Below are 13,810 nucleotides of genomic sequence, written 5' to 3' on the forward strand. Positions count from 1 at the left end.
TTAAAAGCACTTCATTAATCATTTGCCAATTCCTCGTCTCTTTGCTCCACCTATGTGGATTTTTCCTTTTAGCCTCTTGATACACTAAATGCCGCTTTGCCAATATTTCCTCATCAAGCCCTTGGTGTCGCTTAGAGGGGGTTACAAATTTAATCGAACTGTGCAAATGCTCTTCATTGTACCATTTAACAAAAGATAACACCCAATCTCTTGCCTCTTTGAGGTTCTCAAATGGGTTCTCAGGATATTTGGGTGCATATTTCAATGTCCTGAAAAACGACTCGGAATATGGGTTGTCATTACTAACTCCGGGTCGACTAAATGATGGGATAACTCCCAGCCTTTGGAGTGTTGCTAACATGGTGGCTCCCTTCAAGTGATAGAAGAGAAGATCAATATAAAAATCTTGATCCCCGATGGATAAATGAATCTGGCGCCCAACAAAAGAAAAACCAGCTCCTAATTCAAGAAGAAATTTTTGTACGTGGTCTAATAAACCAGATTCCAATTCCTGCTCGTCGTGTTTATCTCTCAGTGTAAGAAAGTCAAAGCAATATGGGTCCTTCAAGGTTTGGTGAGCTAAATCAGATTGTGGGGAGGGGAGAGTATTTTGAAAATTGGTAATGGCTTTTCCTTCTCGTTTATGAAGGTCGCTATCTAGCCAATGCAGTAAGACGCTTCGACTCCATCCATGTTCAATCGTTTTATGGGCATACCAGATTCTATCTTGGAGAGTTTCAAGCTTCTGAAGGAGAAGGATGTTATGGCCCCATGGAATTTGGCCAACAACCTGTTGGCTAATTGCAAATTCTGGGTATTCCCTTGCGAATTGAACCATATACTTGATGTTTGTTAGAGAGAAACCCTTCATTTCTGGAAAAGTAGATTTGAGGTCCTTGGCCAGATTTTCGATAGTCTTAGCACCCCAACCTTCATCTTTTTGTTTGAGATGGATTTTAGAGCCTATTTCCCAATAAAGATTAATAAGTTCGTGGTTAACAGCTAAAGCAGCTTTTACCTGAGAGGCTAAGATCCTTTCTTTAATCTCTTTGAAGAACGCTTTGTATTCTTTTAGGTCTGTGGCCTGAGCTCTTTCAACTGCGTTAGATGACATTTTATCCTCTTTGCGTAAGTGGAGAAGTGTAGCATGGAAACTCAAAAAACTAAATAGTTTTTACTGCAGTTTCGTCCAGTTGAGTAGCGTAAATAGTGCGTAATTGAGCTTTATGTAGCTAGATTTTTCAGTGTGAATCTTATGTTGTATATCGTTAAAAACAAAAGGCTTCAGTCGTTAAAACTGAAGCCTTAATTTGGGTTGGAGGTGGAGAGAATCGAACTCTCGTCCTTAGCAAACTCCAAGTAAATGACTACATGCTTAGTTCCTTAATTGTTTGACGCTTGCCATGCTGTAAGGAACCCCACTTGTGGCAAGTGCACCTCTTATCATCTCGGAGTCTAGGCCCAAGAGATCAACGGCCTAAATCCACACCAAGTAAAATGACGATTCACCTAAGACCCTCGGTCCAATCTTAGGGAATCGGACTACATGAGCTTTCGCTTATGCAGCAACTGCGAAATCAAGTGCTTCCTCAGAAGCAAAGTTGATATCGAATTCTTCTTTTTTAGCGTTTATTCGCTTTCGGCTTTTTTAAGAGGCCAACCGAATCCTCTGCATGCCATCGACCCTTTATTTCTAAGTCGAAACCTGTTCACCCCCGTATTCATTATACCATATCAAAGGAATAATTATGCCTATAAGGGCTTAAATTGAAAAGGGTTAGTTTTAACTCATTGTTTATTAGTAAGATATGGTTTCATATTGATAACTATATATGAGGGGAAGGACAAGCCCCGGTTGTTTTAAATACGCGGCTTCCGTAGAATGATCTCGACTTTTGAACGATTGCTTTTTTGGTATTCATGGCCATTTGATTGTTTTAAACTCAATTGTTTAGTACGATTATGGGCTGATAGTGTCACGGTTAATGAATAAGAGGCTATCGCATCGTTGGCTGAGTGAGAGCTCCCCGCTTAAGGCAGGGAAATTGGCCTGCTCGGCCTATGTTCAGTTTGTTAAAGGCTTTTATTTTCTGCGGAATGAATCATGTTTGATATAGAACAAGAGCCGTTTCCGGCTCGAGAAACCAAGATCCTCAAATTTTGGAAAACCCATTCCATTTTTGAAAAATCGGTTCGAAATCGTGCTCAGGCACCTCTTTTTTCCTTTTATGACGGGCCCCCTTTTGCAACGGGACTGCCTCATTATGGCCATCTTTTAGCCGGGACCATTAAGGATGTGATTCCCCGTTATAAAACGATGAAAGGTTTTAGGGTTCCTCGCCGTTTTGGTTGGGATTGCCACGGGCTTCCTGTTGAAAATGAAATTGAAAAGGCAAAAGGGCTCTCAGGGGCATCGACCATTGAGAAGTATGGAATTGCCGCTTTTAATGAAGAGTGTCGTAGCATTGTGCTTCGCTATACGGAAGAGTGGAAATCAACCGTCAATCGTATGGGGCGATGGGTTAGCTTTGAAAATACTTACCGCACGATGGATGCTTCCTTTATGGAATCGGTCTGGTGGGTCTTCGCTGCTTTATGGAAAAAAGGGCTTGTTTATCAGGGATTTAAAGTCATGCCCTTTTCTGCACGTCTTGGGACTCCATTGTCGAATTTCGAGGCGAACCTCAATTATAAAGATGTTGATGATCCCTCATTGACAGTGAAATTTAAAGTGAAAGATGAGGCGGATACTTATCTGCTCATATGGACAACCACACCTTGGACGCTTCCTTCGAATTTGGCTTGTGTGGTGAATCCCCATATCAATTATGTGAGACTTAAAGATAAAAAGAGCAAAGACACTTTTATTTTAGCTAAGAGTCGGGTGGCCCATTACTTCAAAGATCGCGAGTCTTATGAACTCATCTCCGTATTTAAAGGGGATAAACTACGCGATATGGTTTATGAGCCCTTATTCGATTATTTTGTCGATCGAGCAAGTCCACAAGCTTTCCATGTTTTGTTAGATGAGTTTGTCGGTGAAGAAGACGGGACCGGGATTGTGCATGCTGCCCCCGCATTTGGTGAGCAGGACTTTTTTGTCTGCACAAGGGAGTCGATTGATCTTGTGTGTCCTGTTGATCAAAATGGTCGCTTTACTCAAGAGGTTCCCGATTATGAAGGCGTCTTTGTCAAAGATGCCGATAAGGATATTATTAAGCGATTAAAGCATGAAGATAAAGTTTTTCACCATGGTCAAATCCGTCACCGCTATCCGTTTTGTTGGCGATCGGATACTCCGCTACTTTATAAAGCCGTAAAGACTTGGTTTATTTCAGTTGAGTCATTAAAAGAGAGGCTCATTGCAATTAATCAAGAGATCAATTGGGTTCCGGAGCATATCAAAGATGGTCGTTTCGGAAAATGGCTTGAAAATGCGCGCGATTGGGCTATCAGTCGCAACCGATATTGGGGAACACCTATCCCGCTTTGGGTTAATGATGAGGGCGATTTTTATGCCATATCTTCTAAAGAAGAACTTGAAAAACTCAGTGGACACAAGATCACTGATTTACACCGCCATTTTATTGACGATATTACATTTGAAGAAAATGGTAAGGTATATCGTCGTGTGCCTGAGGTGTTTGACTGTTGGTTTGAATCGGGGTCGATGCCCTATGCGCAAAACCACTTTCCATTCGACAATAAGCAAGAGACACTAGATGCTTTTCCCGCTGATTTTATTGCAGAGGGCCTCGATCAAACAAGAGGATGGTTTTATACGCTCACGGTGATCGCGGCAGCACTCTTTGATAAACCGGCCTTTAAGAATGTCATTGTCAATGGAATTATCTTGGCTGAAGATGGCAATAAAATGTCAAAAAGGTTGAAAAACTATCCCGATCCGCAGCAAGTAATCGACAAGTTTGGTGCGGATAGTATTCGCCTTTATTTGCTACACTCTCCTGCGGTCCAAGCGGATGATTTGCGCTTTTCAGAAAGGGGTGTTGAACTTGTCCTGCGCCAAATGCTCATTCCTTTATGGAATAGCTATGTCTTTTTTGCAACCTACGCTAAAATCTGCAAATGGACGCCAAAACTCATTGGAAAGAAAAAACCTTCAGCAACGATCGATCAATGGATTCTATCGCGGATGCAAAAGCTTATTCTCGATGTGGAAACGGCGCTCGATCGCTATCAACTCTCTCAGGCCGTTGATCCTTTTGTTGTTTTTATCGATCAGTTGACCAATTGGTATATTCGGCGCTCACGTCCCCGCTTCTGGGAGTCTGAGCATACAACAGATAGAGATGAGGCATTTCAAACGCTTTATATCGTCCTGCTTAATCTTGTCAAAGTTGCAGCGCCTTTTATTCCATTTTTAAGTGAATCGATCTATGCGGAGCTTAAAGCGCCTCAAGATCCGGATTCCGTGCATTTGACTGACTATCCGGAATATCGCAAGGAACTGCGCGATGAACTGTTAGAAGAAGAAATGCAACTCGTGCAAACCGTCGTAAATTTAGGCCACTCGCTCAGAAAAGAGCATAAACTTAAGGTGAGGCAGCCCCTTAAAAAGGCCTTTCTCATTTCGCGTGATCAAAATGTGCTCGAAGCATTGAAGAATCACACATATCTTATTGAGGATGAGCTCAATGTCCATAGTCTTGAGTTTTTAGATGACGAAACGTCATTCGTTGATGTCACAGTCAAGCCTAACTATAAGGTGCTGGGAAAACAAATGGGGCCCTTAATGAAGGAAGCTAAAGAAGTCATTGAAGCTCTTCCCCGCGTATCGATTGAGCAAATCTATTGTGGTAAAACAGTGGATATCCAAGTTAAAGACCAAACATTTACCCTCTCTTTGAATGAAGTCGAGGTTAATCGCACGGTAAAGGGAGATTTAATTGCATCTTGCCAGGGAGCATTGACAGTAGCTCTTGAAACGACTCTAGATGAAGCGCTGATTAGCGAGGGGTATGCTCGAGAAATCGTTAATAAGATCAATACAATGCGCCGCAATGAAGGGTTTGAAGTGACGGATCGTATTGCAATTTGTCTTGATACAACAGCGAGAATTCAAAAGGCTTTTGAGCAGCATGATCAATATATTCGAGGGGAAGTTCTAGCTGATGAAGTTCATTTTGCTTCATGTAGTGGGACGGAATGGGATCTCAATGGGGAGCTGGCTATTATCCATATTGAACGAAGGCCAAGCTCCAATTAATCCTTTTCTTTAGGAGTGGCTTTGGTGAGGTGATGCATCTGTCCACCGATCCAAACCGTGATACATGCTCCACAAAAAATCAATGCAAATCCAAACCAACCGTAAGCATTGGGGAGATCGCCCCAGTATGCCCACTCAAAGAGTGCACTGAAAAGAATGCTGGTATACATCAAAGGTGAAATCAGTGAGGCATGCGCAAGTTTCAAGGCATAGACAATCAAAAATTGATACAAAACCCCTGTCACTCCCATGGCAATTAAAATCGGAAGCATGTGTGCCGATGGCCACTCCCAATTAAAAGCAGCAAAAATCCAAGCACATAACATAGCAAAGAAGGGATAATAAAAGTTGATTTGTGCAGAGCTCGATTCCCGATGAAGCACTCTAACGATTAAAAATGTCACGGCGATTAAAAAACCTGCAAGGATTGCAATGAAGGAATGAAAATCTAAAATCTTCGATGCATCGGGTTGCAATACAAAAATAACCCCAACAAATCCAAGTGAAATGCCCAGGATCATTTTAATAGAGAGGCGTCTGCGAAAGAAAAAATAAACCAGAATGGGAATAAAGAGGGGATAGGTAATTCCGAGTAGAAGGACATTGAAAAGGGGTAGGTATTTCAGGGCATAAAAGAGGCAAAATAGAGCGGAAAATGCCATGATAGCTCTTAGAATATGAAGCCATAATTTGGGCACTCTGAAGGAAAAGTTTTTGAAGCTTAGGCAAAAGGGGAGTGAGATTAAAAACCCCACAGTGAATCGAAAGAATAGGGCCATCTCTAAAGAAGTTTCAGCGCGAGCAATTTTTGTAAGGCCACTCATTATCGCAAGAAAAGCTGCTGCAAGTACTGCCGAAATGGATGCAGTAATGATTTTTGTCTTATGATTCATAGCTAAATCCCAATTTTTCACTTCACTTCGGTATATACCGAAGTGAAGAATAGATTACACTATTGATCCAAATCACTCGGGGATTTTAATGGGAAGCGCATGGCGTCTTCTTGAAACAATGGCCCAAATAATAAAGACAACACCGGCAATCCCCCATATGATGAGTCTTGAAACGGTAAAGAGGGGATATAGAGGTTGGTTGACTAGACCGAATTGGGATCCCACCGGCCAGAAAATAAAGTCGGGGACGCCGCGGATATTTTCCTGAGGAACAAAGCCAAATTTGCGGCTATCGGCACTCATTGCATAATTGTCGCCAAGAGCAAGGTAATGCCCTTCAGGAATTTTAAGTCCTGCTTGACGAATAAAGTCTTTATCAAGTTTGCCTTCTTTTGTGAGGGGAGGGCCATAATCGATAAAAGGCACATAGTTACCATTCGATTCGCGCTCGCGCTCCAACTCGCGATTGACATATTTCACCATGTCCGGATCGTCATGAGAGATGACTTCATGCCCCATTAAATAAAGGGCATTGTGGTTAAAAAAGGCATACCGTGCAGGGAGGACGTCATAGAGTGAATCGGGAAGAAAGCGAGTATCGAATTCCATGCCGATATTGAAAAATAGGGTGGCTTTTTCCGGAGTATATTGCATGAGCGGGTGGTTTGCGGGTAGCTCCCTTCGAACCCCTTGCCAGTAGACTTGATATCCTTTTCCGTCAAAAAACTCATAGGTGCCGTTGGGGATACCGTCGAGATAAGGGTAATAATTTTTAACGCCTTTTTGAATGGGGGGGGAGACTTGGGAGCTTCTTCTCATATACCCATCTTTAACGACAAAACGGTCAGTATAAAGGCTCTGAAAGATTTTCTTTAAAAGAGCGTCATTCAGTTGGATATATGATTTAGAGGTCCCCAGCATTGGAATGAATTTTCCATAGTAATCTTTTTTGATTACGGTATGTTTTATGCTAGGAGAGTGGGTGAGCTCCAAAATATAATTGTTATCTTCATGTAGAATTTGGGCCATTCCATAATTTTTAAATCCCCATAAATCCCCATAATCTGCAACGGGTTTTTCAGAGCGCTCCGCGGTATAGAGGATTTCACCTTTCACTTGATTGAATGACGAGGCGAAGAGTTTTGCTATGGGAAGATTCATTTGATAAAAAATAACAGGGGATGAAATGCCTTTTGTAAGTGGGGAAGGCGTTTTAATATCTCCTTCAAAATTAATAAAGGGGACATGCGAAATATGAGAGAGCGATTTGGGTTGGAGGAGATCGGTAATATCATTGCCGTCGCGATCCATTCCGTAAATTTGCCCACCATAAAAATAAAGGGTGTCGCCGGGTTTTCCCATAAGCCGTTTGACATATTGTTTATAGCCGGGGAAGATATAAAAGTAGTTATAATGATTATTGGGGATATCCATATTCTCACCGGAAAAAATAAAAACACCGTTGCGCTTTACTTCTTCGGGCTCAAACAAAAAGTGTTTGAGCATGAGGGGAACATTGATACAGAACTGATTTTTAGAAACAACAAGGCGATCATTTTCTAATAGGGTAGGTCGCATTGATCCCGATGGAATTTCATAGAGTTCAAACCACATTTGACGCACGACTGTAGCGACAATGAGAGCAAAAATGAGGGCAAAAACGAGTTCAACGACATGGTCAAAGAAATGCTTTTTCATATGAAGCTTGGTGAGCAATTCACATTTCTTTGCTAGATTGAAAGAGGCCTCAATGTTTTTTTCTGAAAGGGAATTTTGGAATGTATTGAGCGTTTCATGGATTTCTGCTCGGGCAGATAAAGAGAGTTTTTTTTTCTTTTTGCGAAACAGTTTAAGCGTATGAAAGAAAATAGATTTAGATTTGTTTAGGCGATACACTGAACAGCTACCCAATTGTTGAATATCAATACCTGGAGAGATTAGACAATAGAAAAAAAAATGACAAGGAAATATGAATCTCTCCTATTCAGGTGAGAGATTTTTTAATTTTTTAAAACGGTAGCTTTTTGCCGATTCGACGGAGACACTTGGATGAGAGTTGATTGTAAGCATAAGATGATAAGGTTGATCTAATGAAATGTGCTGTTCGATAAATGATCTTGGAATATGAAATTCGACGGATTCCGGATCAGATCCCAATATAGGGTCAATGTTGATATGAATCGGTTGTTCCTGTTTGGGGACATAGGACACGAAATGGAGGTTTAATCCTTTGTAATAAGAGGGGATACTGATTTTTATAATGATTGTCTCTTTGGATTGAATGACCTTGTCATAAAAATAAGGGAGGCGGCGAGGCATGTTTGTCATTGTCGTGGGCATGCTATGACCTGCATCGACGCTGGGGACTTTGAATGATGTGTCAGAGGCATCTTTGATTTGCATCCACATGGGAAAAGGAAAGTGGGATCTTTGTCTGTCAAAATAGAGCTCAACGGTTTTCCCCGATAAAATCGTTGCATCTTCCGGCCATGTCGCGTGATAGACACTGAACTGGGGGCTTTTTTCTTTTTTGCGCTCAAAAACAAGAGGAGGATTCCAAATTTTTCGCGTATCAAATCCTGAAAGAGAAGAAGAAACGCCAATGCGTCGCCTTTCACTCTCTTTCACGGTCTCTAGCGTTAAGTGCATCAGCTTAGCTAATACGGAGTCGAAAGAGGAAAGATCGAGAAAATATCCACCTAATACATTGTATGATTCAATCATTTTCCCTGTCTTTAAATCAATTTCATAAAGAATCCATGAAATGGCTTTAGGGGCTTTTTGAAGGACATAGTTTTTCCAATCAGGGGCTTTTTCCATAGAGGAAACGGGAACGGATATTTCTTCAAAAATAATGGAGTCATCAGTTTTTGTATGGATACTGATGAGGGAATAATTTTTACTCATCAAAGTGACAACATAATCGCCTTGATGGGCATTTTGTAGTTTTTCCATGAGTGTGAGGGAATAGCCGAGAAGGGGGAATAGAAGAGCGAAAAGAAAGAAAAATCTCGACATAGAGTGCTTTTATATAGGATAAAATTGGATTTAATCTTACCATTTCAAGAATTTAGCGACAATCATTGGCTCCTGATTTATGCATATGGCTCTTATAATCTCGACTTTGTACATTTTTCGGCGCAATTTTCACAATCTTTTGACTTACAATCGGTTAGCAATTCCTGTAATGGCGTGTTCAAGCCGATTACAGGAATTGCTAACCGATTGTAAATCAAAATCTTGCAAAACTTACGTTCGAAAAATGTACAAAGTCAAGATAATTATTTGTTTAATAGTGGGTGTTTTTCCTCTTTATCCGGAAGACAAATCTTTAGTTGAGCAACAGAGCATATCGGATCAACAATATCTGGCGTTGCTCAATGAGGAAATTGAGCGTTTAGAGGATGAGCGGAATAAATATATTGCACGAGCAGCGCGCTTCCAAGATCAAGGGGATCGGCTCCAATTTCAACCGGAATATCTTGTTGAGGCAAGGCGCTATTGGAATAAGGCAGATGAGGCAAGTGAGATTGCAAATCAGCTACAGGTTGAAATCGATCGCTTGAAACTAGAAAGAGATCAACTCTTATTAAAGATACAAAAAGAAGGGAAAACAAAAATTCAATGAAGAAACCTTTTGATTTAGCACTGCATACCGATTTGTATCAATTGACAATGGCATATTGTTATTTCAAGAAAAATGTAGTGAACAAGCAGGCTGTTTTCCATCATTTTTTTCGTCGAAAACCCTTTGGAGGGGAATATGCCGTTGCTGCAGGATTGGAGGATTTGATTCATTTCGTAAGGGATTTTGAATTTAATGCGTCTGATTTAGATTATTTAAGATCTCTTATGGGGATAGATGACAAGCCCCTTTTTGATGAGCCATTTCTTAAGTATCTCAAAGACTTTAAATTTGAGCTCGATATTGATGCGGTTCCTGAAGGAACCGTTGTTTTTCCCTATGAGCCAATGATTCGCGTTAAGGGATCGATTCTTCAAGCACAACTTCTTGAGAGCGCCCTTCTCAACATTGTTAATTTTCAAACCCTCATTGCCACAAAGGCTTCGCGCATTTGTTCTGCTGCAGAAGGGCAAGAAGTCATTGAGTTTGGCCTCCGACGAGCTCAAGGGATTAACGGCGCTTTCTCTGCATCGCGAGCTGCCATTGTGGGAGGGTGCCAATCGACATCAAATGTCTTAGTAGGAAAATACTTTAACGTGCCTGTGAAGGGGACGCATGCCCATAGTTGGGTGATGTCATATCCCGGGGAAGAGGAGTCTTTTAGAGCCTATGCCGATTGCATGCCCGGCAACTGCGTCTTTCTTGTAGATACTTATGATACACTGCAGGGAGTAAAAAGAGCCATTGAAGTGTCTAAAAAACGCAAAGATCAACTCAAATTTTTGGGAATTCGCATCGATTCAGGTGATCTTGCGATGCTAAGTAGTGAAGCGAGGAAGCTTCTCGATCAGGCGGGATTTCATAAGACAAAGATCATGGCGACAAATGAACTGGATGAATTCATCATTCGCGATTTAAAGCACCAAGGAGCTAAGATTGACCTTTGGGGAGTGGGTACGGCGCTTGCTTCCGCTAAGGGACAATCGGCACTTGATGGTGTTTATAAACTGGCTGCTTACACCGATGAAAATGAATGTTGGCACCATGCTCTTAAAATTTCGGAACAACTTGTCAAAGTGACAAATCCCGGCATTCTCAATGTGCGCCGCTTTTATACTCCGGAGGGTAATGTGGGGGATATGATTTATGATGAGCTCAGCCCTATTGATGAGCAGCCCACATTGATTGATCCGTTTGATCCGACAAAAAGGAAAAAAATCATTGGTTCCGTCACCTATCGCGATCTGTTAATCCCCATTTTTCGCAAAGGTGCGTGTATTTATCAAAGCCCAAATCTATTGAAGATGCAGGAAAATACAAAAAATGAAATGGCTCAGTTTCATCCCACTGTGATGCGGTTTTTATATCCAAGTCCCTATTTTGTCGGATTGGAAAAAAATCTTTTCAATAAGAAAATTGAACTGATCGAACAGATGAAAGGTACTTTATGAAGCGGGCCCTTTTAATCATCGACGTACAAAACGATTTTCTGCCGGGAGGGGCTCTTGCTGTGATCGGTGGTGATCAAATTATTCCTATTATTAACGATCTCATGGATGATTTTGACTGCATTATTGCCACACAAGATTGGCACCCTAAAGAGCATGCGAGTTTTGCGTCTAATCAGGGGAAGAAAGTCGGCGAAGAGATCGATCTTGACGGTGTTCATCAAGTGTTGTGGCCGGATCATTGCGTGAAGGGCACATGGGGGGCTGAATTTGCTAACACGCTCAATACGGATCAAATTAGCCGCATATTTCAAAAAGGATGTGATCCCAAAGTAGATAGCTATAGCGCTTTTTTTGATAATGTCCGTAAACATAAAACGGGGCTCGATAGCTATCTCAAGAGTGAAGGGATTAAGCATCTGACAATTGTCGGTCTTGCCCTTGATTATTGTGTGAAATTTTCCGTTTTAGATGCCTTAGATCTCGGATATCAAGTCGATGTAGTCCGCAAGGCATGCCGTGCAGTGAACCTCACTTTCCAAGATGAGAAAAAAGCGATTGATTTGATGCGCTCAAAAGGGGCCAAAATCATCGATTAATAATCAAAACCGTGAGTTTTTCTCGGAGCTCTTCATCTGAAAGGCCTTCGATTTGCAGGATTTTTTGACGACTGGTTTCGCCTTGAACGATCGTAATGGATGTTTTAGGAAGATGAAGGGCTTTACTTAGCAAACGAATGAGGGCTTTGTTGGCATGGCCTTTTTCAGGAATAGCATTGAGCTTGACTTTCAGGATATTTCCTTCAAATCCGATGATTTGATCTGAAGAGGATTTTAAAACAACTTTAACTTGGACTCGGCCCATGATGTTCATTTTAACGGGATTTGAATTTGACAACCAGCGATTTCTGAGATAGAATAGCTCTTTTTTATTTGAGATATTTGTGTGAATCGTTCTTCAGAGTTATCAAAAGTGATCAGTGGGAGTTTATTGATTGCCGGTACGGCAATCGGCGCCGGAATGCTCGGTATCCCTCTTGTGACAAGTCAATGTGGTTTTTTTCCTGCGAGTATCGTCACGATAGCTGTCTGGCTCTTTATGCTTTTGACCGGGCTCCTTCTTTTAAGAGCGACGCTTTGGATGCCAACGCGCTCGAGTTTCTTATCGATTGCACGCCATTTTTTAGGGAAGCCCGGAGAATTTGTTACAGGGGCAATGTTTGTTTTTCTTTACTATTGTTTGATGGTTGCCTATTTTGCTGCCGGATCACATCTTTTGAGCTATCTGGTCGAGTGGCTTTGGCATTTTTCTCTTAATACCTATCAAAGTAATGGCATTTTTGCCCTTATTTTTTTCACTATCGTCTCTATCGGTCCAAAGTCGATTGATCGCGTTAATATAGGCTTGAGCCTTCTTATGTTTGCGTCTTGGATCATATTGTTATTGATGGGAAGTCGTGAGGTGAACTTCGATCGCCTTGAAATGGTTAATTTAAACAAAATGTGGCCTGCCTTGCCCTTACTCTTTGGTGCATTTGGTTATCACAATATCATTCCATCCATTACCCATTATTTGGGGCGCAATCAGCGCGCTTTGATTGCATCTATCGTGATCGGAACAACGATTCCCCTTATTGTCTATTTATTTTGGCAATGGCTCATTATTGGGGCTCTTCCTCTGCAAGTGATTCAAACAACCATGCAAGATGGGCTTCCCATTACATTTGCTCTTGAATCTATTGCCCACAATCCTAAAATTGTCCTTTTAGGCCAGCTTTTTGCTTTGTTTGCGATTACAACATCTGTTTTGGGTGTGTCATTCTCATTGGTTGATTTTTTAGCGGATGGATTTAAAGTGATTCCCGTGAGATGGAATCGAATAGGCCTATGCCTGCTTACATTTTTCCCGCCGTTCATTTTATCCACGATGTATCCCACTATTTTTGAAAAGGCACTGAGTATCGCAGGGGGATTTGGAGAGGCTATTCTCAATGGATTGCTGCCGATCTCACTTGTTTATATCGGAAAATATTCTTACAATTTAAAAACGTTTGAAACGGTCAAAGGAGGGAAGCTTTTACTCCTGATTCTGACCCTCTTTTCACTCCTCGTCATGGGTATTGAAATTATCCACCTTTATACGATCGCATGAAAAAACCCGAAGTTAAAACCTCGGGTTTTTTGCATCATGCGGGCTAAATAGGACTAACCAATAGAGCGATAACTGCTTGCTTCGGCAGTCGCTACTCGCAGTTGAGCCAGCGCAATGGATGTGACGGAATCTGAATTTCCGGTGAGAGAGCTGATGCATTTTCCAAGAAATGATACGGCTTTGCCGGCTCCGGCTTTAACAGCATCAAGACCCTGATTAGCAGCCTGACTGACCGTTGCAGCAGTGTTTTCGATTTCTTTCGCAACTGAGCGATACGGGCCTGTATATCGTATGTTTGATAATTCACATGTTCCGTAATTTGTTGTTCAGCGGTTCCCGCTGATCAATTTTTCCCTGTAAGTAAAAGTTTTATTTCGTAAACTTTTAGTCTCTATTTTTTGATCGAGGCTATCCCAATGACTGTTACCGTTAGAAAATCCCTTTGTACCGACACTCTAATTTCGGA

The 13,810-nt window shown here is 41.5% G+C and carries 10 protein-coding genes and 1 other RNA gene; 5 read left to right on the plus strand and 6 right to left on the minus strand.

Features of this window, described 5'->3' with window-relative positions:
* The coding region (locus tag K9M07_07200) for a PDDEXK nuclease domain-containing protein (GenBank protein MCF7853008.1) at positions 1 to 1,114 on the minus strand (1,114 nt) is incomplete at its 3' end.
* Between the two features lie 199 nt (positions 1,115 to 1,313).
* Positions 1,314 to 1,717: a transfer-messenger RNA gene (gene ssrA / locus K9M07_07205) on the minus strand.
* Between the two features lie 387 nt (positions 1,718 to 2,104).
* Between ssrA and ileS the strand changes: the two genes are divergently transcribed.
* The gene (gene ileS, locus K9M07_07210) at positions 2,105 to 5,227 is read left to right on the plus strand and encodes an isoleucine--tRNA ligase (protein ID MCF7853009.1); all 3,123 of its coding nucleotides are present in this window, start codon (positions 2,105 to 2,107) and stop codon (positions 5,225 to 5,227) included.
* On the opposite strand, the gene K9M07_07215 is transcribed toward ileS, so the two are convergent.
* From K9M07_07215 to K9M07_07225, 3 genes are all read right to left on the minus strand, one after another.
* The gene (locus tag K9M07_07215) at positions 5,224 to 6,120 is read right to left on the minus strand and encodes a DMT family transporter (GenBank protein MCF7853010.1); all 897 of its coding nucleotides are present in this window, start codon (positions 6,118 to 6,120) and stop codon (positions 5,224 to 5,226) included. The two genes, ileS and K9M07_07215, sit on opposite strands and share 4 nt — an antisense overlap.
* 72 nt (positions 6,121 to 6,192) lie before the next feature.
* Entirely contained in the window at positions 6,193 to 8,016 is a 1,824-nt protein-coding gene (gene lepB / locus K9M07_07220) for a signal peptidase I (GenBank protein ID MCF7853011.1), read from the minus strand.
* An 84-nt stretch (positions 8,017 to 8,100) separates the two neighbouring features.
* Entirely contained in the window at positions 8,101 to 9,138 is a 1,038-nt protein-coding gene (locus K9M07_07225; protein MCF7853012.1) for a hypothetical protein, read from the minus strand.
* Positions 9,139 to 9,415: 277 nt separating this feature from the next.
* Here K9M07_07225 and K9M07_07230 point away from each other — a divergent pair, with 277 nt between their 5' ends.
* Genes K9M07_07230 through pncA form a run of 3 tightly spaced genes read left to right on the plus strand, consistent with a single transcriptional unit; the run spans position 9,416 to position 11,792 of the window.
* Entirely contained in the window at positions 9,416 to 9,748 is a 333-nt protein-coding gene (locus K9M07_07230; GenBank protein MCF7853013.1) for a hypothetical protein, read from the plus strand.
* The gene (locus tag K9M07_07235) at positions 9,745 to 11,196 is read left to right on the plus strand and encodes a nicotinate phosphoribosyltransferase (protein MCF7853014.1); all 1,452 of its coding nucleotides are present in this window, start codon (positions 9,745 to 9,747) and stop codon (positions 11,194 to 11,196) included. Before K9M07_07230 ends, K9M07_07235 begins: the two co-directional genes overlap by 4 nt.
* Positions 11,193 to 11,792, plus strand: coding sequence for a bifunctional nicotinamidase/pyrazinamidase (pncA, locus tag K9M07_07240; GenBank protein ID MCF7853015.1), 600 nt, complete (start codon positions 11,193 to 11,195; stop codon positions 11,790 to 11,792). The genes K9M07_07235 and pncA overlap by 4 nt, the downstream gene beginning before the upstream one ends.
* Here the strand turns inward: pncA and K9M07_07245 are convergent.
* Entirely contained in the window at positions 11,782 to 12,057 is a 276-nt protein-coding gene (locus tag K9M07_07245; GenBank protein ID MCF7853016.1) for a DUF167 family protein, read from the minus strand. The two genes, pncA and K9M07_07245, sit on opposite strands and share 11 nt — an antisense overlap.
* A gap of 81 nt (positions 12,058 to 12,138) precedes the next feature.
* Here K9M07_07245 and K9M07_07250 point away from each other — a divergent pair, with 81 nt between their 5' ends.
* Complete coding sequence (locus tag K9M07_07250) at positions 12,139 to 13,344, plus strand: hypothetical protein (protein ID MCF7853017.1); 1,206 nt, start codon at positions 12,139 to 12,141, stop codon at positions 13,342 to 13,344.
* Positions 13,345 to 13,810 lie beyond the last annotated feature (466 nt).

Source organism: Simkaniaceae bacterium (assembly GCA_021734805.1).
Classification (GTDB): domain Bacteria; phylum Chlamydiota; class Chlamydiia; order Chlamydiales; family JACRBE01; genus Amphritriteisimkania.